At 68.9% G+C, this 23344-nt stretch carries 28 protein-coding genes; 13 read left to right on the forward strand and 15 right to left on the reverse strand.

Going from position 1 to position 23344, the window contains the following annotated elements:
- Positions 1-5: 5 nt before the first annotated feature.
- Genes glmM through thiD form a run of 3 tightly spaced genes read left to right on the forward strand, consistent with a single transcriptional unit; the run spans position 6 to position 2358 of the window.
- Entirely contained in the window at positions 6-1343 is a 1338-nt protein-coding gene (glmM, locus tag HL653_RS08255; RefSeq protein ID WP_171744096.1) for a phosphoglucosamine mutase, read from the forward strand.
- Positions 1343-1525 carry a hypothetical protein gene (locus tag HL653_RS08260; RefSeq protein ID WP_171744097.1) on the forward strand — a complete coding sequence of 61 codons (183 nt, stop codon included), beginning with the start codon at positions 1343-1345 and terminating at the stop codon, positions 1523-1525. The genes glmM and HL653_RS08260 overlap by 1 nt, the downstream gene beginning before the upstream one ends.
- Positions 1522-2358: a bifunctional hydroxymethylpyrimidine kinase/phosphomethylpyrimidine kinase gene (thiD, locus tag HL653_RS08265; RefSeq protein ID WP_171744098.1), complete on the forward strand. Its 837-nt coding sequence runs from the start codon at positions 1522-1524 to the stop codon at positions 2356-2358. Before HL653_RS08260 ends, thiD begins: the two co-directional genes overlap by 4 nt.
- A gap of 167 nt (positions 2359-2525) precedes the next feature.
- Here the strand turns inward: thiD and HL653_RS08270 are convergent, their stop codons facing one another.
- Positions 2526-3068: a DNA-deoxyinosine glycosylase gene (locus HL653_RS08270; protein ID WP_216599963.1), complete on the reverse strand. Its 543-nt coding sequence runs from the start codon at positions 3066-3068 to the stop codon at positions 2526-2528.
- Between HL653_RS08270 and modA the strand changes: the two genes are divergently transcribed.
- From modA to HL653_RS08285, 3 genes are all read left to right on the forward strand, one after another.
- Positions 3067-3819, forward strand: a complete 753-nt coding sequence (gene modA / locus HL653_RS08275) for a molybdate ABC transporter substrate-binding protein (RefSeq protein ID WP_171744099.1) — start codon at positions 3067-3069, stop codon at positions 3817-3819. The genes HL653_RS08270 and modA overlap by 2 nt on opposite strands.
- Positions 3820-3964: 145 nt before the next feature.
- Positions 3965-4651, forward strand: coding sequence for a molybdate ABC transporter permease subunit (gene modB, locus HL653_RS08280; protein ID WP_171744100.1), 687 nt, complete (start codon positions 3965-3967; stop codon positions 4649-4651).
- Complete coding sequence (locus HL653_RS08285; protein WP_171744101.1) at positions 4641-5252, forward strand: ATP-binding cassette domain-containing protein; 612 nt, start codon at positions 4641-4643, stop codon at positions 5250-5252. Before modB ends, HL653_RS08285 begins: the two co-directional genes overlap by 11 nt.
- A 146-nt stretch (positions 5253-5398) precedes the next feature.
- Here the strand turns inward: HL653_RS08285 and HL653_RS08290 are convergent, their stop codons facing one another.
- The 5 genes from HL653_RS08290 to HL653_RS08310 form a co-directional block, all read right to left on the reverse strand.
- Positions 5399-6463 (reverse strand): AI-2E family transporter, encoded by a 1065-nt coding sequence (locus HL653_RS08290; protein ID WP_171744102.1) that lies wholly within the window; start codon positions 6461-6463, stop codon positions 5399-5401.
- The gene (gene proC / locus HL653_RS08295; protein WP_171744103.1) at positions 6460-7284 is read right to left on the reverse strand and encodes a pyrroline-5-carboxylate reductase; all 825 of its coding nucleotides are present in this window, start codon (positions 7282-7284) and stop codon (positions 6460-6462) included. The genes HL653_RS08290 and proC overlap by 4 nt, the downstream gene beginning before the upstream one ends.
- 7 nt (positions 7285-7291) lie before the next feature.
- Positions 7292-7801: a YbjN domain-containing protein gene (locus HL653_RS08300; protein ID WP_171744104.1), complete on the reverse strand. Its 510-nt coding sequence runs from the start codon at positions 7799-7801 to the stop codon at positions 7292-7294.
- Positions 7802-7902: 101 nt separating this feature from the next.
- Positions 7903-8196 carry an accessory factor UbiK family protein gene (locus HL653_RS08305; RefSeq protein ID WP_171744105.1) on the reverse strand — a complete coding sequence of 98 codons (294 nt, stop codon included), beginning with the start codon at positions 8194-8196 and terminating at the stop codon, positions 7903-7905.
- Positions 8197-8474: 278 nt separating this feature from the next.
- Positions 8475-10571, reverse strand: coding sequence for a malate synthase G (locus tag HL653_RS08310; RefSeq protein ID WP_171744106.1), 2097 nt, complete (start codon positions 10569-10571; stop codon positions 8475-8477).
- Between the two features lie 105 nt (positions 10572-10676).
- Between HL653_RS08310 and HL653_RS08315 the strand changes: the two genes are divergently transcribed.
- From HL653_RS08315 to HL653_RS08325, 3 genes are all read left to right on the forward strand, one after another.
- Positions 10677-11567, forward strand: a complete 891-nt coding sequence (locus tag HL653_RS08315) for a LysR family transcriptional regulator (protein WP_171744107.1) — start codon at positions 10677-10679, stop codon at positions 11565-11567.
- Between the two features lie 96 nt (positions 11568-11663).
- A complete protein-coding gene (locus HL653_RS08320) occupies positions 11664-11909 on the forward strand; it encodes a type II toxin-antitoxin system ParD family antitoxin (RefSeq protein WP_171744108.1) in 246 nt (81 codons plus the stop codon).
- Positions 11902-12192 (forward strand): type II toxin-antitoxin system RelE/ParE family toxin, encoded by a 291-nt coding sequence (locus HL653_RS08325; protein WP_171744109.1) that lies wholly within the window; start codon positions 11902-11904, stop codon positions 12190-12192. The genes HL653_RS08320 and HL653_RS08325 overlap by 8 nt, the downstream gene beginning before the upstream one ends.
- Before the next feature lie 98 nt (positions 12193-12290).
- Here the strand turns inward: HL653_RS08325 and HL653_RS08330 are convergent, their stop codons facing one another.
- From HL653_RS08330 to HL653_RS08340, 3 genes are all read right to left on the reverse strand, one after another.
- On the reverse strand, positions 12291-12776 hold the full coding sequence (locus HL653_RS08330; protein WP_171744110.1) for a hypothetical protein: 486 nt from the start codon (positions 12774-12776) through the stop codon (positions 12291-12293).
- Positions 12769-13326 carry an RNA polymerase sigma factor gene (locus HL653_RS08335; RefSeq protein WP_171744111.1) on the reverse strand — a complete coding sequence of 186 codons (558 nt, stop codon included), beginning with the start codon at positions 13324-13326 and terminating at the stop codon, positions 12769-12771. Before HL653_RS08335 ends, HL653_RS08330 begins: the two co-directional genes overlap by 8 nt.
- A gap of 125 nt (positions 13327-13451) precedes the next feature.
- On the reverse strand, positions 13452-14018 hold the full coding sequence (locus tag HL653_RS08340; RefSeq protein ID WP_171744112.1) for a helix-turn-helix domain-containing protein: 567 nt from the start codon (positions 14016-14018) through the stop codon (positions 13452-13454).
- Between the two features lie 201 nt (positions 14019-14219).
- Here HL653_RS08340 and HL653_RS08345 point away from each other — a divergent pair, with 201 nt between their 5' ends.
- Positions 14220-14657 (forward strand): DUF6456 domain-containing protein, encoded by a 438-nt coding sequence (locus HL653_RS08345; protein ID WP_171746855.1) that lies wholly within the window; start codon positions 14220-14222, stop codon positions 14655-14657.
- A complete protein-coding gene (locus tag HL653_RS08350; RefSeq protein ID WP_171744113.1) occupies positions 14654-15394 on the forward strand; it encodes a TlyA family RNA methyltransferase in 741 nt (246 codons plus the stop codon). The genes HL653_RS08345 and HL653_RS08350 overlap by 4 nt, the downstream gene beginning before the upstream one ends.
- 120 nt (positions 15395-15514) lie before the next feature.
- Here the strand turns inward: HL653_RS08350 and HL653_RS08355 are convergent, their stop codons facing one another.
- Both HL653_RS08355 and HL653_RS08360 read right to left on the reverse strand, forming a co-directional pair.
- Positions 15515-16732: an FAD-binding oxidoreductase gene (locus HL653_RS08355; RefSeq protein WP_171744114.1), complete on the reverse strand. Its 1218-nt coding sequence runs from the start codon at positions 16730-16732 to the stop codon at positions 15515-15517.
- A gap of 588 nt (positions 16733-17320) precedes the next feature.
- Entirely contained in the window at positions 17321-18862 is a 1542-nt protein-coding gene (locus HL653_RS08360; protein WP_171744115.1) for a sodium:proton antiporter, read from the reverse strand.
- A gap of 218 nt (positions 18863-19080) precedes the next feature.
- Between HL653_RS08360 and HL653_RS08365 the strand changes: the two genes are divergently transcribed.
- Entirely contained in the window at positions 19081-19218 is a 138-nt protein-coding gene (locus tag HL653_RS08365; protein ID WP_171744116.1) for a hypothetical protein, read from the forward strand.
- Between the two features lie 147 nt (positions 19219-19365).
- Here the strand turns inward: HL653_RS08365 and HL653_RS08370 are convergent, their stop codons facing one another.
- The 3 genes from HL653_RS08370 to HL653_RS08380 all read right to left on the reverse strand — a co-directional run bounded on the left by HL653_RS08370 (position 19366) and on the right by HL653_RS08380 (position 20556).
- Entirely contained in the window at positions 19366-19557 is a 192-nt protein-coding gene (locus HL653_RS08370; RefSeq protein ID WP_171744117.1) for a hypothetical protein, read from the reverse strand.
- A 123-nt stretch (positions 19558-19680) separates the two neighbouring features.
- The gene (locus HL653_RS08375; protein ID WP_171744118.1) at positions 19681-19845 is read right to left on the reverse strand and encodes a hypothetical protein; all 165 of its coding nucleotides are present in this window, start codon (positions 19843-19845) and stop codon (positions 19681-19683) included.
- Positions 19846-19932: 87 nt separating this feature from the next.
- Positions 19933-20556, reverse strand: a complete 624-nt coding sequence (locus tag HL653_RS08380; RefSeq protein WP_171744119.1) for a TetR/AcrR family transcriptional regulator — start codon at positions 20554-20556, stop codon at positions 19933-19935.
- Positions 20557-20605: 49 nt separating this feature from the next.
- Here HL653_RS08380 and HL653_RS08385 point away from each other — a divergent pair, with 49 nt between their 5' ends.
- A complete protein-coding gene (locus HL653_RS08385) occupies positions 20606-21448 on the forward strand; it encodes an oxidoreductase (RefSeq protein ID WP_171744120.1) in 843 nt (280 codons plus the stop codon).
- A gap of 40 nt (positions 21449-21488) precedes the next feature.
- On the opposite strand, the gene HL653_RS08390 is transcribed toward HL653_RS08385, so the two are convergent.
- Positions 21489-23285, reverse strand: coding sequence for an ATP-binding protein (locus HL653_RS08390; RefSeq protein WP_253717728.1), 1797 nt, complete (start codon positions 23283-23285; stop codon positions 21489-21491).
- Positions 23286-23344 lie beyond the last annotated feature (59 nt).

Genomic DNA, 23344 nt, shown 5'->3' on the forward strand with positions numbered 1-23344 from the left:
CCGACATGTCCCGCAAATATTTCGGCACCGACGGCATTCGCGGCCGCACCAACGAGGGCGCGATGACCGCCGAGATCGCGATGCGCGTGGGTCAGGCGGCGGGCGCGCACTTCATGCGCGGCACGCATCGCCACCGCGTGCTGATCGGCAAGGATACGCGCTTGTCCGGCTACATGATGGAGAGCGCGCTGACGGCGGGCTTCACCAGCGTGGGCATGGACGTGGTGCTGGTCGGCCCGATGCCGACGCCGGCCGTGGCGATGCTGACGCGATCGATGCGCGCGGACATCGGCGTGATGATCTCGGCCAGCCACAATCCGTTCGCGGACAATGGCATCAAGCTGTTCGGCCCGGACGGCTACAAGCTTTCCGACGACACCGAGGCCGCGATCGAGCGCGCGATCGACGGGCGCGTGGCGCTGCCGCCCGCCGAGCAGATCGGCCGCGCGCGCCGGATCGAGGATGCGCAGGGCCGCTATATCGCGGCGGCCAAATCGACCTTCCCGGATCATCTGCGGCTGGACGGCCTGCGGATCGTGGTCGATTGCGCGAACGGCGCCGCCTACAAGGTCGCGCCCGAGGCCCTGTGGGAGCTGGGCGCGGACGTGATCGCGCTGGGCGTGTCCCCGAACGGCGTCAACATCAACGATCATGTCGGCTCGACCGACCCGAGCGCGGTGCAGGCCAAGGTGCTGGAGACGCGCGCGGACATCGGCATCGCGCTGGATGGCGACGCGGATCGCCTGATCGTGGTCGACGACCGGGGGCAGGTGGTGGATGGCGATCAGCTGATGGCGCTGATCGCCGTGTCGCAGGCGCGCGCGGGCGCGCTGAAGGGCGATGGCATCGTCGCCACCGTCATGTCCAATCTGGGGCTCGAACGCTTTCTGTGGGGGCAGGGGATCGCGCTGCACCGGACGCCGGTGGGCGACCGCTACGTGGTGGAGGCGATGCGCGCTGGCGGCTACAATGTCGGCGGCGAGCAATCGGGCCATATCGTGCTGGCCGATCATGCGACGACCGGCGACGGCCTGATCGCGGCCTTGCAGGTGCTGGCCGAGCTGGTTTCTTCCGGCAAGCCCGCGCACCGGCTGCTGCGCCAGTTCGATCCTTTGCCCCAGCTGCTGAAGAATGTGCGCTTCACCGGCGGCCAGCCGCTGGAGGACGAGAAAGTGAAGGCCGTGATCGCGGCCGCCGAACAAAGGCTGGACGGCAATGGCCGCCTCGTCATCCGCAAGTCCGGCACCGAGCCGCTGATCCGCGTGATGGCCGAGGGCGAGGATGCGCGCCTGGTCGACGAAGTGGTGGACAGCATCTGCGACGCGGTTCGCAAGGCCGCGTGATGCGGGCGGCGAGCATCCGGGCGGCGTTCCGCGTCGGCGTTTTCGGCGCGCTGGGTGGCGTGATCGCCGAGATGATCAACGGCCATGCCGGCGACCGCGTGGCGCTGGCCCTGTTCGCCGTCGAGGTGTGGGCGATCGCCTTCGTGGCCTGGCTGCTGGTCGAGGCGATGCGGCGGCGGTGACGATCCCGCGCATCCTCTCGATCGCCGGATCCGACAGCGGCGGTGGCGCGGGCATCCAGGCCGATATCAAGACGATCACGATGCTGGGCGGCCATGCGCTGACCGCCATCACCGCGCTGACCGCGCAGAATACGCTGGGCGTGACGCAGGTGACGCCGGTGTCGCCCGAGATGGTGGTGGCGCAGATCGACGCGGTCGTCTCCGACATCGGCGTGGACGCGATCAAGATCGGGATGATCGGATCGCCCGAGGTGGCCGACGCGGTGGCGGACCGGCTGACGGCCTTGTTTCAGGGGCGCGAGATCGTGCCGATCGTGTTCGATCCGGTGATGATCTCTTCCAGCGGCGCCGTGCTGGCCGATCCGGCGACGATCGCCGCCTTCGGCCGGCTGATGCGGCTTTCCGTGCTGGTGACGCCCAATCTGCCTGAGCTGGCCGCTCTGGCCGGTGCCGATGCGCTGCCGGACGAGGGAGCGCAGGTGGCGGCCGCGATCGGGCTGGTGCGCGATCATCAGGCGGCGTTTCTGGTGAAGGGCGGCCATGCCGAGGGACTGCGCTTGACCGACCGGCTGGTCGGCTGGAACGGCACCGTGGCAGAATGGAGCGGCGACCGGATCGAGACGCCGCACACGCATGGCACGGGCTGCACGCTCTCCAGCGCGATCGCGACCGGCCTGGGCGCGGGGCTGGAGCCGGAGGCGGCGATCACGCGCGCGCGCTTCTACGTGCGCTCCGCGATCGAGGCGGCGCCGGGGCTTGGCGCGGGCCACGGGCCGATGGGGCATGGGCTCGGGCGCGAGCATTTCCGGAGCCGGCCGCCGCTCAGGATTTGAGGTGCGGCGCGGGTGCGCTCTCCTTCGTGATCCGTTTGTATCGAGCGTAGTCGAGATACTCGCAGACTTCGAGCACAGCCGAGAAGCCGGGACAGATAGCGCGGGCTCTCGGCTGCGCTCGATCCCTCTGATCCCTCGACTTCGCTCGGGACGAACGGAAGGAGCGGTCAGAGGAAGTCCCGCAATCCCAGCCATTTCTCGCGCTTCGCCGCGCGCGACATGCCCGCATGCGCCGCGCTGGACGAGGGGAGATCCACGAGCGCCAACCCTGTCACGCCCGCCAGTTGCCGCCGCCCGTGCTTCGCGGATGTCGCGCCGTTGAATGCCACCGCCGCCAGATCCGGCAGGCCGCGCACGAACCCCGCAAGGTCGCGCAGTTCCGCCTCGCGGATCGCCTGATCGAGGCTGCCCTCGCGCCGGGCGCTGGCGATCACGTCCCACAGGCCGATCCGGTGCGCGCGCAACCGCTCCAGCCGCGTCTCGTATGGCAGACCCGGCAAATCCTCCCCGATCACCTCGCCCACCAGCCACCAGAAGGCATTGCCGGGATGGGCATAATAGCGGCCCTGCCGCAGCGATTCCTCGCCCGGCAGGCTGCCGAGGATGAGCAGGCGGGCGTCGGGCGCCACGCTGGGCGGAAAGGCGGTCCTGATTGTCATGTCCGTATCCGCTCGCGCATAAAGGGTGGCGGCCTTAAAGGGGAGCATCATGCGCCGGATCCTTCTCTCCCTCCTCCTGTTCCTCGGCTTCGCGAACGCGGCGGTGGCCGCGCCGCCGCTGGTGCTGGCCGCCGCCAGCCTGCAGGAATCGCTGAACGCCGCCGCCGATGCCTGGGCCAAGGCCGGGCATGAGCGGCCGACCTTGTCCTTCGCCGCCTCCTCTGCGCTGGCGCGGCAGATCGCGGCGGGGGCGCCGGCCGATCTGTTCGTGTCGGCGGACATCCCCTGGATGGATTATGTCGAGCAGCGCCAGCTGATCGCGCCCGGCACGCGCGTCGATCTGCTGACCAACCAGCTCGTCCTGATCGCGCCCGCCGGCGGCACGCGGCCGATGCCGATCCGCAAGGGCTTTCCGCTCGCGATCGCGCTGGGCAGCGACCGGCTGGCCATGGCCGATCCCGATGCGGTGCCGGCCGGGCTCTACGGGCGCGAGGCGCTGACGAAGCTCGGGGTGTGGACCGCGGTGGCGCCCAAGGTGGCGCGCGCGGAGAATGTGCGCGCGGCGCTGGCTCTGGTGGAAAGCGGCGAGGCGCCTTACGGCATCGTCTATCTCACGGATGCGATGGCTTCGGACAAGGTGAAGGTGGTCGGCACCTTCCCCGAGGCGAGCCACGCGCCGATCGTCTATCCGGCGGCGTTGCTGGCGACCTCGAAGAGCCCGGAGGCGACCCTGTTCCTGCGCTTCCTCGCCTCGCGTCCGGCCAAGGTGATCTTCCACCAGTACGGCTTCGGGGTGAAGTGAGGCACCCATCCGTTTCATCTTTTCCCGTTCGCACTGAGCCTGTCGAAGTGCCGTTCTTCTTTTCCGAGTCAGAAGGACGGTGCTTCGACAGGCTCAGCACGAACGGGTTTGAAGTGGGGCGCGTGAGAGCGGTCCGGGGCGGGACATGACCGCCGAGGATACGGGCATCGTCCTCCTTTCGCTCAGGGTCGCGATCGTGGCGGTGGTGCTGGTGCTGCCCGTCGCCTTCGCGCTGGCCTGGCTGCTCGCGCGGGGGCGCTTTCCCGGGCGCGTGATCGTCGATGCGATCGTGCATCTGCCGCTCGTGCTGCCGCCGGTGGTGACGGGCTGGGCGTTGCTGCTGCTGTTCGGGCGGATGGGGCCGATCGGGAGCCTGCTGGAGCGCTGGTTCGGCGTGACGGTGATGTTCCGCTGGACGGGCGCGGTGATCGCGGCGGCGGTGATGGCACTGCCGCTGATGGTGCGCGCGATCCGGCTTTCGATCGAGGCGATCGATCCCCGGCTGGAGGAGGCCGCGCGCACGCTGGGCGCAGGGCGCGCGCGCGTGTTCCGCACGATCAGCCTGCCGCTCGCGCTGCCGGGCGTGCTGGCGGCGCTGGTGCTGGGCTTCGCGCGTTCGCTGGGGGAGTTCGGCGCGACGATCAGCTTCGTGTCGAACATTCCGGGCGAAACCAACACGCTGCCGATCGCCATCTACAGCGCGATGCAGATGCCGGGCGGCGAGGACCGGGTGCTGCATCTGGCGATCATCTCGGTGATCCTGTCGCTGGGGGCGCTGGTCGCGTCCGAGCTGATGATCCGTCGTTCGGGATCGCGCGCGCATGTCCTTTGAGATCGACGTCCGGCGGCGGATCGGGGAGGCGGAGATCCGCCTGGCCTTTTCGTCCGGGCCGGGGCTGACGGCTTTGTTCGGGCCATCCGGTTGCGGCAAGACGAGCCTGCTCAACATGGTGGCGGGGCTGCTGACGCCCGATGCGGGCCGGATCGTGGTGGCGGGGGAGACATTGTTCGGCGACGGCGTGGACCTGCCGCCCGAGGCGCGGCGCGCGGGCTATGTGTTTCAGGACCGGCGGCTGTTTCCGCACATGAACGTGCGCGCCAATCTCGCTTACGGGCGGCGCGAGGGCGGGAGGCTGATGTCGCTGGAGGAGGTGGCGGATTTCCTCGGCATCGCGTCTCTGCTGGATCGGCGGCCGGCGACCTTGTCGGGGGGCGAGGCGCAGCGCGTGGCGATCGGGCGGGCGTTGCTGTCCGGCCCGCGCTTCCTGCTGATGGACGAGCCTTTGGTGGCGCTGGACCGCGCGCGCGCCGACGAGATCATGGGGCTGATCGAGCGGATCCGCGACGAGATGCGCCTGCCGATCCTGTATGTGAGCCACAGCCAGCAGGAGGTGGCGCGGCTGGCGACCCATGTGGTGGAGGTGTCGCGGTGAGCGGAGCTTCGTGATCTCCCCTCCCGCTTGCGGGAGGGGCCGGGGGTGGGCGCGAGCGGAGCGAGCTTGGCCTTACCTTTCTGCCCACCCCAAACACCTCCCGCAGGCGGGAGGGGCTTAAAAGGCATCGCATCGAAGGGGCCGCCTCACTCCCCCCTCGCGCCGGCCCCCACATAATCGCGCCAGAGCATGATCAGCACCGCCATCGTCGCGGGGCCCACGAACAGGCCGAGCAGGCCCAGCATCTCGACGCCGCCGAGGATGCCGATCAGCACGAACAGGAAGGGCAGCTTGGTCGCGCCGCCGATCAGCACGGGGCGGATGAAATGATCGGCCACGAACACCACACCCATGCCGATCGCGAACAGGATGATCGCCGTACCGACCGCGCCCTGGCCTACCAGCAGCGCGCCCGTGACGAGGAAGATCGCGGCCGCGCCGAACGGGATCATCGCCGCGACCGCCGTGACAGCGCCGAACAGCAGGGGATGGGGCACGCCGCACGCGACATAGACCACCACCATCGCCACGCCCTCGCCAATGCCCACCAGCACCAGCCCGTCGATCGTGCCGCGTACGGACAGGATCACCTGACCGCCCAACCGCCGGCCCGCCGGGCCCAGCAGCCGTTCGCCGGCGCGGGAGAATTGGGCGACGATCTTGTCGCGATCACGCAGCACGAAGAACAGCGACATGAGCGTGAAGCCGAAGATCACGCTGCGCAGGATCAGCCCCTTGCCCAGCAATTGCGACTGTTCGATCAGCACCTTGCTGCGGAGCCGGTGAAACTGCTCGCCCGCCGCCTCCGGCGTGGCGAGGTTGTCGTGCCACCAGGCGGTCACCTGATCGGAGAAGAGCGGCACGCGCGCCAGCCATTGCGGCTCGGGCAGGCCGTTTTCCTGCGCGTCCGCCAGCCAGGCGAACAGATATTTGGCCTCGCGTGCCGCCTCGACCGCGCCCATCGCCAGCGGCACCAGCACCAGCAAGGCGATCAGGGTGGTCCCGATCAGCGGGAGCGCGAGATCGCGCGCCCACGGCCAGCGCATCTCGGCACGGCGATAGAGCGGGTCGATCGCGATGGCGATGATGCCGGCCCAGACCAGAGCGGGCAGGAAGGTGCCGCCGATCCACAGGCCGAACGCCACGAGAGCGATGGTCAGCACCACCTTGGCGATGCGATGGAGGCGCGCGGGATCGCTCGCCCGGATCATCGCGCGGCGGCGGCCATTTCGCGATTGCGCAGGATCGCCGCGTCGATCGTATCGCGCATCAGCGCGCGCAGCGCGCTGGGCTCGTCCAGCACATCAAGCCCGGCGCGCGTGCTGCCGCCCTTGCTGGCGACGCGATCGGCGAGCGCGGCGGGGCTTTCGGGGCTGCCCTGCGCGAGCGCGGCGGCGCCGCCGACCGTGGCGAGCGCGAGGCGCGCGGCCTGATCGGCATCCAGCCCGGCATCGGCGCCGGCGGCGGCCAGCGCATCGACGAAGCGGAACAGGAAGGCCGGGCCGGAGCCCGCCATCGCCGTCACCACATCGAACAGCCGCTCATCCACCCATTCGGCGCGGCCGAGCGGCGCCATCAGCGCCTCGGCCCGCGCGCGGGCGGCGGCGTCCAGCCCCTCGCCATGCAGCGCGATCACGCCCCGGCCGATCGCGATCGGCGTATTGGGCATCACGCGTAGAATCGCATGGGGGGCGGGGAAGCGGCGGCGCAAAGCCTCCGTCTCGACGCCCGCAAGCATCGAGACGAGCAAGGTCGCCCGGTCCAGCACCGGCGCCAGATCGGGCACGACCAGATCCAGCACCTGCGGCTTCACGCCCAGCACCACCAGAGCGGGCACGGCGCCGTCGGCGGGCGGAGCCGTCAGCACGGTTACGCCGGGTGCGATCGCCTCGCCCGATTTGCGGATGACGGTGACGCGCGCGGGATCGAGCCCGGCATCCAGCCAGCGGCGGAGCATCGCCCCGCCCATATTGCCGCAGCCGACGAACCAGACAGGCCCTTCGATCGGAAATGTCTCTTCGATCGCGGCCATCTGCGCCTCAGGCCTCGCCGTGCGTTTCGATCAGCGCGGCGGCGATCGCCTCGGTGGGCGACTTTCCGCCCCACAGCACGAACTGGAAGACGGGATAGAAGCGCTCGCACTCCTCGATCGCGGCCTCGATCAGCGTCTCGCACTGATCGAGCGACAAGGCCGCCTCGTTCGAGGTGTCGAGCAGCGCGCCGTGGCGGAACAGCAGGATGCCGCTGGCCGACCACAGCTCGAAATGGCCAATCCAGAGCTGCTCGTTCACCAGCCCGATCGTCTCATAGACGGCGGTGCGGCGATCGGCGGGCACGCGGATATCCGGCAGGGTCAGGATCTGGAGGACGCGATCTTCCTCGCGCCACACGCCGCGCAGCTCATATTTGGCCCAGCTGCCCTGAACGTTCGCGATCAGCTCATCATCGCCGAGACGCTCGAACGTCCAGCCGTGGGCCTCGCAATATTGTTCCAGCGTATCGATGGCGCCGCCGCCGTCGCGGTCGGCCTCATATTCGTCCGCTATCATCGTGTTCCCGCCCTCCGGTTCCGCCGAGGGTTAGCGGCCGCCTGTCATTGTGCAAGCATGCCCACGCGCACGTGGGCATAAAGCTGTGGATAGTCCGGGAATCAATCCTGGACAGGTGGGGGATTGTCGGTGCCCTTGCCGCGCGATTTGGGCGCGGGCGCGGCCTTGAGCGCGGCGATTTCGGCGCGGAGCGCCTCCACCTCGTCGCGCGCGGCGGCCGCCATCGCCTTCACCGCCTCGAATTCCTCGCGGCTGACGAAGTCCATGCCGCCGAGCCAGCCCTTCAGCTTTTCCTTCGCGCCGGCCTCGCCCTCGCGGGCCATGCCGGCGAAGGTGCCGGCGACGCCGTTCGCCATCTTCACGAAATCCTCGAACAGGCGGTTTTCGGTCTGCATTGGTTGCTCCTTGGTCGAGGGGCTAGATGGGACGGAAGCGCGCGACGCGCAACCGCCGCGGACCGTCTCTCCACAGCTATGTAGGCGGCTGTGTGGCTTCCCGGCTGCGGAAGCGCCGGAAAGATCCGGAATCGACCGAAGCGGCTCTCGCGCGGACCTGCCAGATTCCGTTCGTGCTGAGCCTGTCGAAGCACCGTCCTTCTTCTTCACCCGTTGGGTAGAGAGAAGGGCAGCACTTCGACAAGCTCAGTGCAAACGGTGGAGAGGATTTGGCGACCTCAGCCCGCCAGCGCCTTTTCCTTCAGGCGGAAGGCGTGCAGCAGGGGCTCGGTATAGCCGTTCGGCTGCTCCACGCCTTCGAACACCAGAGCGCGCGCCGCCTGGAACGCGAGGCTCTCCTCTTCGCGCCCCGCCATCGGCTGGTAGAGCGGATCGCCCGCATTCTGCGCGTCGACCCGCGCCGCCATCCGCCGGAGCGCCGCATCCGCCTCCTCGGGCGTGGCGACGCCGTGCAGCAGCCAGTTGGCGATATGCTGGGACGAGATACGGAGCGTCGCGCGATCCTCCATCAGGCCGATATCGTGGATGTCGGGCACCTTCGAGCAGCCGACCCCCTGATCGATCCAGCGCACGACATAGCCGAGAATGCCCTGGGCATTGTTGTCCAGCTCGTCTCGCACTTCTTCGGGCGCCCAGTTGACCCCGCCCGCCAGCGGGATCGTCAGCAGCGCATCGAGGCTGTCGACCGGCTCTGCGCGCCGCTCCGCGCGCCGGGCGAAGACGTCGACATCGTGATAGTGCGTCGCGTGCAGCGTGGCGGCGGTGGGCGAGGGGACCCAGGCGGTGTTCGCGCCCGTGTTCGGATGGCCGATCTTCTGCGCCAGCATGTCCGCCATCCGGTCCGGCGCGGCCCACATGCCCTTGCCGATCTGCGCCTTGCCCGAAAGCCCGCAGGCGAGCCCGATCTGGACGTTGCGATTCTCGTAGGCGCGGATCCAGTCGGACGTTTTCATGTCGCCCTTCCGCATCATCGCGCCCGCGCGCATCGACGTGTGCATCTCGTCACCCGTGCGATCGAGGAAGCCGGTATTGATGAACACGATCCGGTCCTTCACCGCCGCGATGCAGGCGGCGAGATTGGCGGAGGTGCGGCGCTCCTCGTCCATCACGCCGACCTTGATCGTGTGGCGGGGGAGGCCCAGCAGATCCTCGATCGCATCGAACAGGGCGTTCGTGAATGCGACTTCCTCGGGCCCGTGCATCTTGGGCTTCACGATGTAGATCGATCCCGCGCGGCTGTTCGCGAAGCGGCCATCGCCGCGCAGATCGTGCAGCGCGATCAGGCTCGTCATGATGCCGTCGAGGATGCCTTCGGGCGCCTGATGGCCATCGGGCAGCAGGATGGCGGGGGTCGTCATCAGATGGCCGACATTGCGGATGAACAGCAGGCTGCGGCCCGGCAGCGTGAAGCCGGTGCCGTCGGGCGCGGTGTAGGCGCGGTCTTCCTCCAGCCGGCGCGTGAGCGTCCTGCCGCCTTTCTGGAAGCTGGCCTCCAGATCGCCGCGCATCAGGCCCAGCCAGTTGGCATAGGCCGCGACCTTGTCCGCGCCGTCGACCGCCGCGACCGAATCCTCGAGATCGACGATCGTGGAGAGTGCCGCCTCCAGCACGACATCGGCGATGCCGGCGGGATCGTCGCGCCCGATCGGATGCGCGCGATCGATCACGATCTCGATATGCAGGCCGTGGTGGCGCAGCAGCAGGTTGTCGCCCGCGCGGCCGACCAGCTGCGCCGGATCGGCCAGAACCGGATCGCCGCCGGCAAAGTCCGCCCAGCGTCCGTCCGCCAGCGGGACGGCGCGATCGAGGAAAGCCCTGGCCCAGGCGATCACCTGCGCGCCGCGCGCCGTGTCATAGCCGCCGGGCGTCGCCGTGCCCGGCAGCGCATCCGTGCCGTAGAGCGCATCATAGAGGCTGCCCCAGCGCGCATTGGCCGCATTCAGCAGGAAGCGCGCATTGAGGACGGGGACGACCAGCTGCGGTCCGGCCAGCTGGCCGACCTCCGCATCGACATTGTCGGTCGTGATCGCGAAGGGCTCGGGCTCCTCGACCAGATAGCCGATCTCGCGGAGGAACGCCTGATAGGCGGCGGCGTCGAACGGCCGGCCCGCCTGCGCCTGATGCCAGGCGTCGATCCGCGCCTGCAGATCGTCGCGCTTGGCCAGCAGGCGGCGATTCTCGGGGGCGAAGCGGGCGAAGATGTCCGCCATCCCCGCCCAGAAGGCGGCGGAGGTGACGCCCGTGCCCGGTAGCGCCTGTTCCTCGATGAAACGGACCAGATCCTCGTCGATCCGCAGCCCTGCTCTCTCGATCATCGTCACATCCTTCTCGCCCGAGTCCCGGCCCGGGAAGGTCTAGCGCGGCCTTCATTACCCCACTAGATCGTAAAATCTGAAAGCAGTTGTGCCTGAGAGGAACGAATGGATCGCGACTATGCCCTGTTCGCGCGCATCGTCGAGGCCGGTAGCCTCTCCGGCGCGGGGCGGGCTCTGGGTGTTTCACCGTCCTGGGTGTCGAAACGCCTGTCCGATCTGGAGGAAAGGCTGGGCGCGCAGCTGATCGCGCGATCCACCCGCCGTCTGACGCTCACCGCCGCCGGGGCGCGCTTCCATGCCGACGTGCTGGCGATCCTCGCCGCCGCCGCCGAGGCCGAGGCGCGCGTGAAGCGGCTCGACGCATTCCCCTCCGGGCCCTTGGCGGTGACGGCGCCCACCTCGTTCGGCCGCCTCCATATCGCGCCGCATCTGAAGCCGTTTCTCGATGCCTATCCCGCGATCGACCTGTCGCTGGATCTGTCGGACGGCTTCGTCGATCTGGCGGCGGAGCGGATCGACATCGCCGTGCGCATCACCGCCGCGCCCGATCCGCATTTCGCCAGCGACCGGATCGGCGACAGCCCGCGCGTCCTGTGTGCGGCGCCCGCTTATCTCGACGCCCACGGCGCGCCCGCCACGCTGGAGGAACTGGCGCGCCACCGCCTGCTCGCCGCACGCGGCCAGATGCCGTGGCGGCTGAGCGGGGCCGGGGGCGAAGAGGTGGTGAGCGCCGCCAGCGCGGTGGAGACGAACAGCAGCGAGGTGGTGCGCGAACTGGCGCTGGCGGGGGTGGGCATCGCCTTGCGCTCGCTGTGGGACGTGCAGGCCGATCTCGCCGCCGGGCGCCTCGTGCGCATCCTGCCCGCGCTGACGGGCCGCCATGAGACGGGGATCTATGCGGTGCGACCGGCAGGCGCGCGCCTGCGTCCCGCCGTGTCGGTGTTTCGGGACTTCCTGATGGGGGCGGTGGCGGAGGCGATCGGCGGGCAGGGATGATGCGAGCCGCGCCGGTCGCAGGGTCGCGCCGCCGCTTCTTGGGGCAGGCAGGATGTGATATTCCGCACCAATAGTATGATCGTGTGAGAGATGGACATGGCGACCGTTAGGAAGACGATCACGCTGACGGAGCAGCAGAATGCGTGGATCGCTGCCCAGATCGAAGCGGGCCATTACACCAACGACAGCGAGGCCATCCGCGATCTGATCCGCCGCGAGCAGGAGCGGAGCGCCGAGATCGAGAGCATCCGTCACGCGCTGATCGACGGCGAGCAGAGCGGCGAGCCGGAGCGGTTCGACTTCGCGGCGTTCAAGCGGCGCAAGGCCGCGCAATATGGCTGACTATCGGCTGAGCCCAAGGGCGCAGCGCGATCTGGAGGCCGTGTTCGACTACACCGCCCATCATTGGGGGCTGGCGCAGGCGATGCGCTATACGGACCTTATCGAGGCCGCCTGTGCGGACCTCGCCGAAGCCCCGCAGCATGCACAGGACTGCTCCCACATCCGGCCCGGCTATCGACGGCGCGGTATCGGGCAGCACGTCATCTATTTCCGGCCAACCGGATTTGGCATCGCTGTCGTCCGTGTCCTGCACCAGCGCATGGATGTTGCCAGACATTTGTAACGGCCAAGCGTGCCAGCGGCTCTCGCCCCGGTTGCGGGCATTCCGGATAGCGCTCTCCCGCTTGCGGAGGAGCGGTTTGGGCGCACGCCATAAGACGCTCAGCCGCCATCCCGTATGCTGGCCGTCAGCTGGGCTCGCCGCCGTTGCAGCGCCGCATATTGCCGGCTCGCGCGGATCAGCAATCCTGTCGCGGCGGCGATCAGGGCGAGGCCGATCAGCGCCGCAAGATCGGCGGCCGGCACCTCCGACATCACGCCGATCGCGGCCGAGCCAAGCGTGAAGAGCGTGGACGCGGCGACCGCGATCCAGCCGGCGATGACGCGGTGACGGGACAGCATCGTGCGCCGAAAGCACAATATCCAGCCGGCATATCCCGCCCAGGCGAGGTTCGTGATCACGAGAGTGACCATCGCCCAAAAGGTTCTGCCCGGCAGATCGGGCTCGGTCAGCAGGAGCGAGACGAGCGCGGCGATGGCCGCTATCGTCACGATCAGCAGCGTCAGGTGGCCGGCCTTCGCGCGGAACGACAGCTGGTTCTCGGCGATCGACATGAGGGCGCCGAGCTGGTTGGGTTGATCACGCATCCTGGTCCCCTTTGGTCATCGAATCACGGAGCATCTGGCGCGCCCGGAACAGCCGCGATTTCGCGGTGCCGATCGGCACGGCCTGCACATCGGCCAGCTCGGCGAGGCTGAGCCCTTCCAGATAGAATAATGTCAGCGCCTCCCGCTCGACGAGCGGCAGTCTCGCAAGCTCGGCGTTCAAGAGCAGGCTGCGCGTCTCGGCATCGGCGTCAGGCTCAGCCGCGGGCACATCGGCGACGGCGGCAAGCATGGCCGTTTCGGCATAACGGTGGCGCAGACGGTCGATCGCCACATGATGCGCTATGCCGAACAGCCAGGCGCGCAGCTTCGCCCCGTCACGCAGGCGCGGGATCCCGCGCAGCGCCCTGATCCAGACCTCCTGCGCCAGATCCTCGGCCATGTCCTGACCCGCCGTTCGCTGCAGATGATGCAGCAGCCTGCCCGACCATTGCTGGATCAACTCGACAAAAGCCGCCGGCTCGCCCAGCTGACACCGAACGATCAGAAGCTCGTTTTCGGCATCGCTTAGAGGTTCGGTACGGTCGCTCAAGCCCATCTCCGTTTCGCATCATAGTCGCGACAAAACGGGAAAGGTTCACGGCGGCGAGCGGCGCGCGCGATCGGGCGGCGGATTCCGTGTCGGGCGGCCGAGGGTCTTGCTGGCCCCAGCCGACCTCACCGCACCTCGCGCACCAGCCTCCGCACGACGCCGAGCCAGGCCGCATCGGCCACCACCGTCTGTCGCGCGCCGCTCGCGGGGGGCAGGAGCAACAGCCGCCCCTCCTCGCGCTGGATCACGCGGCCGAAGACGAAGCGGCCGGCGGGGCGGGGGGCGATCACGTCGCGGTTGAGCGCCTCGCCGAAGCGGGACGGATCGATCCGCTCGCACCACAGCACGTCGCCCGCGCGATAATCGCCCACGCTCTCGATCACGCGCACCGCCACCATGCCGGGCTCGGCCTCGGGCAAGGGCAGTTGCACCGGCTTCGACAAAGCGCGCGCGCCCTCCAGCCCCAGATCGGCCACGATCGGCAGATCGGCGCGCTCGGGCAGGCGGACGAGATCGGCGGCGGTGACGCCCAGCGCATCGGCGATCCGGTTGAGCCATCCGACCGAGACGGTGCGCGTGCCCATCTCCAGCCGGCCGATCGTCTGCGCGGTGGTGGGCGGCGCGCAGCGCTCGGCCACGTCCAGCAGCGTCATGCCCTTGGCGCGGCGGATCTCGCGGATGCAGGTGATCATGACGAACCCCTTGAGTTGCCGGTCGTGAACCAGATCGGTTCTTCTCTTTCCTACAGGATCGCCGTCATGGCAAGCGCCAGGCATCCGATCGAAGGAGACGAGTCGATGGCGAGCGAGGGCGCACGGCAGGACATGGCGGCGACGAAGATGGCACGGCCGGGGCGTTTGCTCGTGGAGCGCTCGCTGCCCGATCCGGACGGCATGCGGCCAGGTGGGGCTGGTCGCGCCCGGCGCAGCGTGACCGTGAACCTTGCCGAATCGCCGCTCGGCTGGCTGCATGCGCGCGGGCTCGTCTCCACGCGCCAGTTCGATGCGGGCGAGCGGCTGCGCGCGGACTGGACGATGGCCCAGCTCGGCCCCCGCGTCACGATGCGCTGGGATCCCGCGCCGGTGGCGCGCGGCGCGCGTGGGGCGGAGGCGCCGCTCGATCCCACGCTCGCGGGCATCGCCGCCAAGCGCCGCTTCGACGAGGCGATCGCGGCGGCCGGCAAGGGGCTGGCCGACATTCTCTGGCGCGTCGTGTGCGACGGGGCGGGGCTGGAGGCGGCCGAGGCCGCGCTCGGCTGGCCCAAGCGCGCAGGCAAGCTCGTGCTGCTGATGGCGCTCGACCGGGTCGCGGACTATTACCGGCTCCCGTGACTGCTCCCAAGAAACTCCGTGCCGATCAACTGCTCGTCGATCGAGGCCTCGTCGAAAGCCGCAGCCGCGCGCAGGCTTTGATCCTCGCGGGTCTGGTCTATGCGGGCGAGCGCAAGATCGCCAAGGCGGGCGACCAGATCGCCGACGACGTGCCGCTGGACGTGCGCGGGCGCGATCATCCGTGGGTGTCGCGCGGGGGGATCAAGCTGGATCATGCGCTGGGGCATTTCGGCTGGGACGTGACCGGCGCGGTGGCGATGGACGTGGGATCCTCGACGGGCGGCTTTACCGACGTGCTGCTCACGCGCGGGGCCGCGAAGGTCTATGCGATCGATGTCGGCACGAACCAGCTGGCGTGGAAGCTGCGGCAGGATCCGCGCGTGATCGTGCACGAGAAGACCAATGCGCGGGCGCTGACGGCGGAGCAGGTGCCGGAGCCGATCGACATCCTCGTCTGCGATGCGAGCTTCATCGCCTTGTCGAAGGTGCTGGAGCGGCCGCTGGACTTTGCGGGGCCGGAGGCGCGGCTGGTGGCTTTGATCAAGCCGCAGTTCGAGGCGGGGCGCGAGGAAGTGGGCAAGGGCGGCGTCGTCCGCGATCCGGCGATCCATGCGCGCGTGTGCGAGGAGGCGCGGGCGTGGATCGAGGGCAAGGGCTGGACGGTCGCGGGGATCGAGCCGAGCCCGATCACCGGGCCCGAGGGGAATGTGGAATTCCTGATGGCGGCGGTGCGATAGGCGTTCCTCACCCCTCCCTGGAAGGGAGGGGCCGGGGGTGGGTGGGTGCTCGCGAGCGACCCGCTTGTTGGGGTGGCCTTGTCGCAACGGGTGCTCTTGAGGCGCAGGTATCGCCTGCCTCTACCCACCCCCAGCCCCTCCCTTCCAGGGAGGGGAGCTTCCTGACTTTACGCAAACCGCTCGGGGCGGAACGTCTCCAGCAGGTCCGCCTTGGGGCCGCCCAGCACTTCGATCGCGGCGAGCTGGCCGATCAGGGGGGGCCTGCGTCATGCCGCTGTGCATCGCCGCGACATAGGCGTTGGCGCTGCCCGGCAGGTGACCGACGATCGGGAAGCTGTCCTTGGGCAGCACGCGGTGGCCGAGCGTGACCCTGTCCAGCTTCGCGCCCTTGATGGCGGGGACATAGGTGGCGGCCTTGGCGAGCAGCGCCTCACCCACTTCGCGCGTGGGGGGAACCGTGCTGACGCCGAAATTCTCGCCGGTCACGAAGCCGCCGTCGGCCGTCTGCTTGATGTTCGCGCCGGGGCCGAAAGCGAGGCGGGTCAGCGCGATCGGGCGCGCGACGGAGTGGGCGAGGATGCCGGGGGTCGAGTCCAGCGGCACGTTCGCGCCCAGCATCGCGGCGAGCGGCTGACAGCCCATGCCGCCTGCGATCACCACCGCGTCGGCCGCGATCGCGCCCTTGTCGGTCAGCACGCGGGCGACGCGGCCGTCTTTCTGTTCGAAGCCGGTCACCTTCACCGGATAGTCGATCTTGGCGCCCCGCGCGGCGGCGGCCTTGAGCAGCGCTTGCGTGGCGACGACGGGGTTCACCGTGCCCTCGGCATCGCTGAACGTGGCGCCCGCGACCGGGCCGGGCGTGACGCCGGGAAGCAGGCGGGCGATCTCGTCCGCCTCGATCGTGCGGATCGGATAGCCCCACGCCTGCTGCGCATGCACCGAGGCGGCGGCGCGGCGCGCATCGGCGGCGTCCCCGGTCCAGTCGACGCAGCCGCCCCACTGGACGGGCAAGGTGGTGACGCCCAATTCCATCTGCAGCCGGTGCCAGCCCATCATGCCGAGCAGGTTCAGCATGTGATAGGGGCGGGGGCGCTTGCTGCCCGCATTGAGCCAGGCGAAGCTGTTCATCGTGGCACCTGCCGCCGGCTTCTCCGCCTCCAGCACGGTGACGCGCGCGCCCGCCATGGCGAGATGATAGGCGATCGACGCGCCGATGATCCCGCCGCCGATCACCACCACCTGCGTGCCGGCCGCCGCACGGAGGGGAGCCGCCGCCAGCGCGGCCGTGCCCCAGGCGGCGCGGGTGAGCAGGGTGCGGCGCGACAGCATCAGGGTCATGACGGTTTCTCGAAGAAGGAAGGGCGGAGGAGGCCAGTCTAGCCGAGATGCGATCTGCTTCCACGGAAAGCGTCAATAAATCCGCTTTCTTCATCGGGAAGGGGCGTGGACGATCTATAGGATAGGGGTATCGGTGGAATCATGGGTGTCCGAAGCCGGTTTCCGGCGGCGGATCTGTCCCGGATCTTAACCGGGCATTCGCGGATTCGCGATATTCGGCCAGGGCCGGCGTGGGGTGCCGGCGCGTTCGTTGGGGGCAGGCATGATCAGGCTCATCTGCGCGATCTGCATCGGCGGGATGCTGAAATCGGTGGTGGCGAGGGAGTGCCGGCCGGATTCGGGCGAGTCCCGCTGGCGACTGGTTCGCAGCCGGAACTGACATCGTCCTCAGCGCCGATCGACATTCAGCCGCTGGATGTCGCCGGTTCAAGAAACCGTCACCCTGAATTCGTTTCAGGGTCCATGACCCGATCGTCGAGCCAGGCCGACCCGGCAGGTCATGGATGCTGAAACGAGTTCAGCATGACAGTCTGGAATGATGCCCAGTTCATTCCTGCACATTATCCGAGTGTCGATCCGCGCTAGCCGTCAGCTTTCGTCGATCCGGCGATCCTCGTCGCCCATCGCGGCGATCTGCTTCCAGTCCAGATCCTCCTGCAGCAGGAGATAGGCCTCCGGCCCCACCTGAAAGCTGGCGCGGAGTTCGTCCAGCCGCCGCCGCTCGGCCAGCGCGGCCGCCGTCGCCAGCGCGTTGCGCTCCGTCAGCGGTCCGCGCGCATCGGGCGATCGCGCCGCGTCGCGCGCCTCGCGATAGGCCTCGCGCAGGGCGTCGGCGGCTCCGCCTTTCTCGTCCTTCAGCCGATCGAGCGCCGCCTCGGCCAGAAGGGCGCGGGCATGGTCCAGTTCGGCCTGCGCCTCATCCTCGCGATTGAGGTTGAACCAGCGGATCATCGGCGCCAGCGTGACGCCCTGGATCACGAGCGTGGCCAGCACCACCGCGAAGGCGGTCAGCACGATCATGTTCCGCTGGGGGAAATCCTCGGGCAGCGCGAAGGCGGTGGCGAGCGTCACCAGACCGCGCATGCCCGTCCAGCCGATCAGGAAGGTCTCGCTCGGCCGCAACGGCGGGGTGCCGCCATGGCTCCGGTAGCGGGCGACGATATAGGCGCGGTAGCAGAAGGCGACCGCCAGCCGCGCGCCGATCACGCCCACCACCACCACGCCCGCGAAGCGCGCGGCGCGCCACAGATCGGTCGGGTCCATCGCGGTGAAGATGGTGCGCGCCTGCATCCCCATCAGCAGGAAGGCCAGCACGTTCGACAGGAACACCACCGTGGTCCACACCGCGAAGGCGTGGACGCGCATGCGCGGACTGTCCCGCTCGTCGACCGAGGCGGCGATCGTCATCGCGCTGGCGACGGTGGCCAGCACGGCCGACAGATGCAGCCGCTCCGCCACGATCCAGACGAGGAACGCATAGACGAACTGGAGCAGGATGCCGCCGTTCGTCTTTTCCACCAGCGGCATCACGCGGCGGGTGACGAGGCCGAACAGGATACCGAACAGGATGCCGCCGGGCGCCGCCAGCGTGAGACGCAGCGCGGTCGCTCCGTCCAGCCCGCCGCGCGACTGGATCGTGACGGCGGCGGTGAACAGCATCAGCGCGCTGGCATCGTTGAACAGGCTCTCGCCCTTCAGCACCGCCTCGATCCGGCGCGCGACGGGCAGGTTGGAGAGGACGGCGGTGGCGGCGGCGGCATCGGGCGGGGCGACGATCGCGCCCAGCGCCAAGGCGGCGGCGAAGGGCAGGGCCACCATCTGCACGCCGATCCATGCGACGAGGAACGCCGTGACCAGCACCGCGATTACCGCATAGACGATCAGCGGCAGCAGCATCCTGCGCGCGGCCCCGATCGGAAAATCGTAAGCGGCGTCCACCAGCACGGGCGCGATGAAGAGCGCCAGCGCGGTTTCGGGCGCGATCGGGATGGAGGGTGCGCCCGGGATCATCGCCACCGCCACGCCGGCCGCCGCCAGCATGCTGGGATACGGCAGGCACAGGCGCCGTGCGACCTGCAGCAGCAGGGTGGCGACGCCGACCAGCAGGAGCAGGCTTTCGAGAAAGGTCATGCTGGCCCGAGTGTATCAGAGGATCGGCGCGCGCCTACCGGGTCCGTTGCGTCGGTTCCGCGGGAGCGGATCCGTTTGACGGCGGCGCGCCTTGGCGGGAGCGTGTGCCGGGCGGGGTGGTTTTTCGGGGATGACGATGCGGGGATGAACCGGGGCCATCGGGGCGATGCCGCTGGCCGGGGGAAGCGGCCTGATGCCGACGGCGGCGTCCGCGCAAGATGCGTCCGCGACCGAGCGGGCCGCGCACGGCGCCTATCTACAGCAACGATCTCGCGACGTTCCTCGCCGACCTGACTGACGATGTCGTGCTGCAGGCGCCGGGCGCGTCGGAGATGGTCGGCAAGGCGGCGCCGTGAGCTGGCGAAAGCCGAACCTTTTACGTCACCCCGGACTTGATCCGGGGTCCCGCTATTCTCTCCGGGCCACCAAAAAGGAAGAAGCGGGATCCCGGATCAAGTCCGGGATGACGAAGGGACAGGATGAGGCTTCCGCCCCGCACCCGATCAGCTCAGGGTGATGGTGCCCCGTTCGAGCGGATCCAGCTGCGGGAAGGCCGAGCGCGCGCGGCGCGAATATTCGATCGAGAGCGCGTGATGCGCGCTGGCGATCTCGGGCAGATCGGCCCGCAGCGCACGCCGCGATTCTTCTCTCGCGCGGCGCATATAATATGCCGCGTCGGTCATGGCCTCCGTCATGACATCCTCCATCCGCTCGTGTTGGCCGAGTCGTTATCCACAGACCCTATCACCGAAGGGGCCGTTCGCCCAGCATGGCCCTCAGGCATTTGTTTTTCCCCGATTTCCGGGGCGGCTGATGCTTCAGGGACGCGGGCCGCGCTCCAGCTGCGCCGCGCGATGGCGATATTCGCTCGCATAGGTGAGCAACTGTGCCGACAGGACCGGATTGTAGACGCCCGCGCACAGCCGTTCGCAACGGGCCGCATCGGTGCGGAGCTTGCTCGCCTGGGTCTGCCACTCGTCCATCGCCGGACTCCTCTCTTCGACGATGTCTTATCCGGCGCGCGCCTTGCACCGCGATGTCAGAAATCCAACGAAAAGCTTAACCATGTTTCAGCGCGAACATGTGGCGAGCAGGACACGCCGCATCTCCGGCGGCGCGAAACCCAGCATCGCCATCGCGGCGGCGCGACGGGCGCTGGCGACCAGATCGGCATCGGCAATCTCTCCCGCCGTCCAGAAGGACAGCACGCCGCGAAACGCGAAGGCGAGCTGATCGGGCAGGAGCGCGTTCGCCCCGGCCGGATCGGCGAAGGTGGCGGCATCGCCCATCGCCTCTGCCCACAGCGCGCGGGAGCGGGCGAAGACATGGCCCGGCGCGGCGGCGGGTGCCCCCAGCGCGCCCATCACGACGCGGTTCACTTCCGGGCGCTCCAGCATCACCGACGCCGCGATCTCCATCGCCGCCAGCACGCGGGCGGGCCCCGGCTCCGGCGGTGCGGAGGCGGCAAGGCGCGCGTGCATCGCCTCGATCCGCTCGGCCGAGAGCGCGTGCATGATCGCGACCTTGCTGCCGAACTGGTTGAACGGCGTGGCGAAACTCACCCCCGCCTCGGTCGCGAGATCGCGCATCGAGAATTCGGGGCGTCCGGTGGCGAGCAGCCGTTCGGCGGCGCCGAGAACGCGCTCGCGTGTCGATAGCGCGGGAGCGGGAAGGGCGGGCTTGCGGGTAGGCATCAGCGGACTATATCATGATATAATACATCGGACGAGCATGGAGCATGATATGAGCGGCGAGACCAGGACATTTCTGATCACGGGCGTCAGTTCGGGGCTGGGCCGCGCCTTCGCGCGCGGCGCGCTGGCGGCCGGGCATCGCGTGATCGGCAGCGTGCGCAAGCCCGAGGACGGCGAGGCCTTCGCCGCGCTGGCTCCGGAGCGCGCGCATCCCCTGCTGCTGGATGTGACCGATTATGCCGCCATTCCCGATGCGGTCGTGCGGGCCGAAGCGGCGGCGGGGCCGATCGACGTGCTCGTGAACAATGCCGGCTATGGCCATGAGGGCGTGCTGGAGGAATCCTCGATCGAGGATCTTGAGCGGCAGTTCGCGGCCAATGTGTTCGGCCCGGTCGCGATGATGAAGGCGGTACTGCCCGGCATGCGCGCGCGGCGGCGGGGCCATATCGTCAACGTCACGTCGATGGGCGGTTTCATCACGCTGCCGGGAATCTCCTTCTATTGCGGCAGCAAGTTCGCGCTGGAGGGCATATCGGAGGCGCTGGGCAAGGAGGTGGCGGGCTTCGGCATCCACGTGACCACGCTGGCGCCGGGCCAGTTCCGCACCGACTGGGCGGGCCGATCGATGGACCGGACCCCGCGCAGCATCGCCGATTATGATGCGGTGATGGATCCGATCCGCGCGGGCCGGGAGGCGCGGAGCGGCCACCAGCTCGGCGATCCGGACAAGGCGGCGCAGGCGCTGCTCGCGCTGGTGGAGGCGGAGACGCCGCCGACACGCCTGTTCCTGGGCGAGGATGCGCTGGGGCTGGTGGATCAGAAGCTGGAAGCGATGCGGGCGGAGATGGCGGCGTGGGATACGCTGTCCCGATCGACCAATTTCACGGGATGAGGCGTGCCCGAGGGGGCGAACGCCGTGAACGCCCCCGCCGTCAGCGGCGGGGGCGATAGGCGTCGCGCAGCACGCGCGACAGCTCGTCCACCGAATAGGGCTTGTTCAGAAGATCGAACCCCTGCGACCCGTTGTCGGCGAGGACATGGCTGTAGCCGCTGGTCAGGACGACAGGCAGGTGCGGCCAGCGCGCCTTGATCTCCCGGCCGAGCTGCACGCCATCCATGCCGGGCATCACCACATCGGAGAAGACGATGTCGATGTCGGCATGATCCTGTTCGAGGATCGCGATCGCCTCGCGCGCATTGCCGGCGAACCGCGTCGTGTAGCCGAGATCGTCGAGCAGTTGCGACGCGAACTCGCCCACCTGCTCATTGTCCTCGACGATCAGGATGCTGGCTTCGAGGGCCGACACCGCTTCGGGCGGGCGCGCCGCCTCGACACCCTCCGGCGCCGGGACGCGGCGCAGATACAGGCTGAAGGTGGTGCCGACGCCCACCTCGCTCGCGACGTCGATCTCGCCGCCCGACTGTTTCGTGAACCCATAGACCTGGCTGAGGCCGAGACCCGTGCCCTTGCCGACCTCCTTGGTCGTGTAGAACGGCTCGAAGATATGTTCGAGCTGGTCCGGCCGCATACCCGAGCCGATGTCGATCACGGAGATCTTCACGAAATCGCCTTCGGCGGCCGAATGGCCCCTGCGGGCCGGAACGCCATCCTCGGCCTCGATCGCGATCGTGATGCGCCCGTCGCCGTTCATCGCATCGCGCGCATTCACCGTCATGTTGACGAGCGCCGTCTCGAACTGGCTGGCATCCACCTCGACGAAACAGGGCGCGCAGATCGGATCGATGACGAGTTCCACCCTCGAACCGACCACGGTGCGCAGCATATCGGCCACGGAGCCGACCTTCGCCGCCACGTCGAATATTTCGGGGCGCAGCGCCTGGCGGCGGGCGAAGGCGAGCAGCTGGCCGGTCAGCTTGGCGGCACGATCGGCCGTGTCCGCGATCGCATCGACATATTTGACGCGCTTCTCGGGCGTCAGCTCGCGGCGGCGCAGCAGATCGGCCGAGGAGCGGATGATCGTCAGCAGATTGTTGGAATCATGCGCGACCCCGCCGGTGAGCTGGCCGATCGCCTCCATCTTCTGCATCTGGCGCACCTGGCCCTCGGTCGCGATCAGCTCGCGCGAGCGCTCCTCGATCCGGACTTCCAGCGATTCGTTCAGTACGCGCAGCGCCTCCTCGGAGGCGGTGCGATCCAGCAGGTCCGCGGCCTGCCGCGCGAGGATGTCCATCAGGCGAAGATCGCGCTGGGTGGGCGTGTGCGGCGCGCTCCAGTGGGTGGAGATCATGCCGAGCAGCTTGCCGGTGCGCGACAGCAACGGCGTCGTCTGCGCGGAGCGGATGTTCGCGCGGCGGAAGGCGAGCAGATCCTCGGTGCCGGCGATGTCGGTCCACGTCTCGAAATCGGGGACGAGCGCGCGCTGGCCGCACTTCAGCGCCAGCGTGCAGCTGCTATAGGCGGTGGGGCGCACCCACTGCCAGAAGCCAATCGCCTCGGGCGGCAGGCCGCGATGCGCGAGAAGCTGCAGCTCGCCGCCATGGCCCGAGGGATCGCCGTGCGGGCAGAGCAGCTGCATCGTGCCATATTGGGACCGCATGATCGCCACCGCCGCCGCGACGATCTTGCCATAGAGTTCGACGCGATCCTGCTCGCCGATCAGCTCGACGCTGATGCTGTGGAGCAGATCGATATCGTCGAGCCCGGCATCGAGCGGAAGATCGGCCACGCCGATCGGCATCACCTTCTGGCCGAGAAGCAGATCGGTCACGTTGAAATCCCCAGGGAGGTGCGCTGACAAGCGAAACGATCATAGCAGCGAATGTTTCC

The sequence above is a fragment of the Sphingomonas sp. AP4-R1 genome (assembly GCF_013113735.1).
Taxonomy (GTDB): Bacteria; Pseudomonadota; Alphaproteobacteria; order Sphingomonadales; family Sphingomonadaceae; genus Sphingomonas_I.

Coding starts and splice junctions, on each gene's coding strand:
- glmM (WP_171744096.1), top strand. CDS start 6: ATGTCCCGCAAATATTTCGGCACCGACGGCATTCGCGGCCGCACCAAC.
- HL653_RS08260 (WP_171744097.1), top strand. CDS start 1,343: ATGCGGGCGGCGAGCATCCGGGCGGCGTTCCGCGTCGGCGTTTTCGGC.
- modA (WP_171744099.1), top strand. CDS start 3,067: ATGCGCCGGATCCTTCTCTCCCTCCTCCTGTTCCTCGGCTTCGCGAAC.
- HL653_RS08270 (WP_216599963.1), bottom strand. CDS start 3,068: ATGATGCTCCCCTTTAAGGCCGCCACCCTTTATGCGCGAGCGGATACG.
- modB (WP_171744100.1), top strand. CDS start 3,965: ATGACCGCCGAGGATACGGGCATCGTCCTCCTTTCGCTCAGGGTCGCG.
- HL653_RS08285 (WP_171744101.1), top strand. CDS start 4,641: ATGTCCTTTGAGATCGACGTCCGGCGGCGGATCGGGGAGGCGGAGATC.
- HL653_RS08290 (WP_171744102.1), bottom strand. CDS start 6,463: ATGATCCGGGCGAGCGATCCCGCGCGCCTCCATCGCATCGCCAAGGTG.
- proC (WP_171744103.1), bottom strand. CDS start 7,284: ATGGCCGCGATCGAAGAGACATTTCCGATCGAAGGGCCTGTCTGGTTC.
- HL653_RS08300 (WP_171744104.1), bottom strand. CDS start 7,801: ATGATAGCGGACGAATATGAGGCCGACCGCGACGGCGGCGGCGCCATC.
- HL653_RS08305 (WP_171744105.1), bottom strand. CDS start 8,196: ATGCAGACCGAAAACCGCCTGTTCGAGGATTTCGTGAAGATGGCGAAC.
- HL653_RS08310 (WP_171744106.1), bottom strand. CDS start 10,571: ATGATCGAGAGAGCAGGGCTGCGGATCGACGAGGATCTGGTCCGTTTC.
- HL653_RS08315 (WP_171744107.1), top strand. CDS start 10,677: ATGGATCGCGACTATGCCCTGTTCGCGCGCATCGTCGAGGCCGGTAGC.
- HL653_RS08320 (WP_171744108.1), top strand. CDS start 11,664: ATGGCGACCGTTAGGAAGACGATCACGCTGACGGAGCAGCAGAATGCG.
- HL653_RS08325 (WP_171744109.1), top strand. CDS start 11,902: ATGGCTGACTATCGGCTGAGCCCAAGGGCGCAGCGCGATCTGGAGGCC.
- HL653_RS08330 (WP_171744110.1), bottom strand. CDS start 12,776: ATGCGTGATCAACCCAACCAGCTCGGCGCCCTCATGTCGATCGCCGAG.
- HL653_RS08340 (WP_171744112.1), bottom strand. CDS start 14,018: ATGATCACCTGCATCCGCGAGATCCGCCGCGCCAAGGGCATGACGCTG.
- HL653_RS08345 (WP_171746855.1), top strand. CDS start 14,220: ATGCGGCCAGGTGGGGCTGGTCGCGCCCGGCGCAGCGTGACCGTGAAC.
- HL653_RS08355 (WP_171744114.1), bottom strand. CDS start 16,732: ATGACCCTGATGCTGTCGCGCCGCACCCTGCTCACCCGCGCCGCCTGG.
- HL653_RS08360 (WP_171744115.1), bottom strand. CDS start 18,862: ATGACCTTTCTCGAAAGCCTGCTCCTGCTGGTCGGCGTCGCCACCCTG.
- HL653_RS08365 (WP_171744116.1), top strand. CDS start 19,081: ATGCGTCCGCGACCGAGCGGGCCGCGCACGGCGCCTATCTACAGCAAC.
- HL653_RS08370 (WP_171744117.1), bottom strand. CDS start 19,557: ATGACGGAGGCCATGACCGACGCGGCATATTATATGCGCCGCGCGAGA.
- HL653_RS08375 (WP_171744118.1), bottom strand. CDS start 19,845: ATGGACGAGTGGCAGACCCAGGCGAGCAAGCTCCGCACCGATGCGGCC.
- HL653_RS08380 (WP_171744119.1), bottom strand. CDS start 20,556: ATGCCTACCCGCAAGCCCGCCCTTCCCGCTCCCGCGCTATCGACACGC.
- HL653_RS08385 (WP_171744120.1), top strand. CDS start 20,606: ATGAGCGGCGAGACCAGGACATTTCTGATCACGGGCGTCAGTTCGGGG.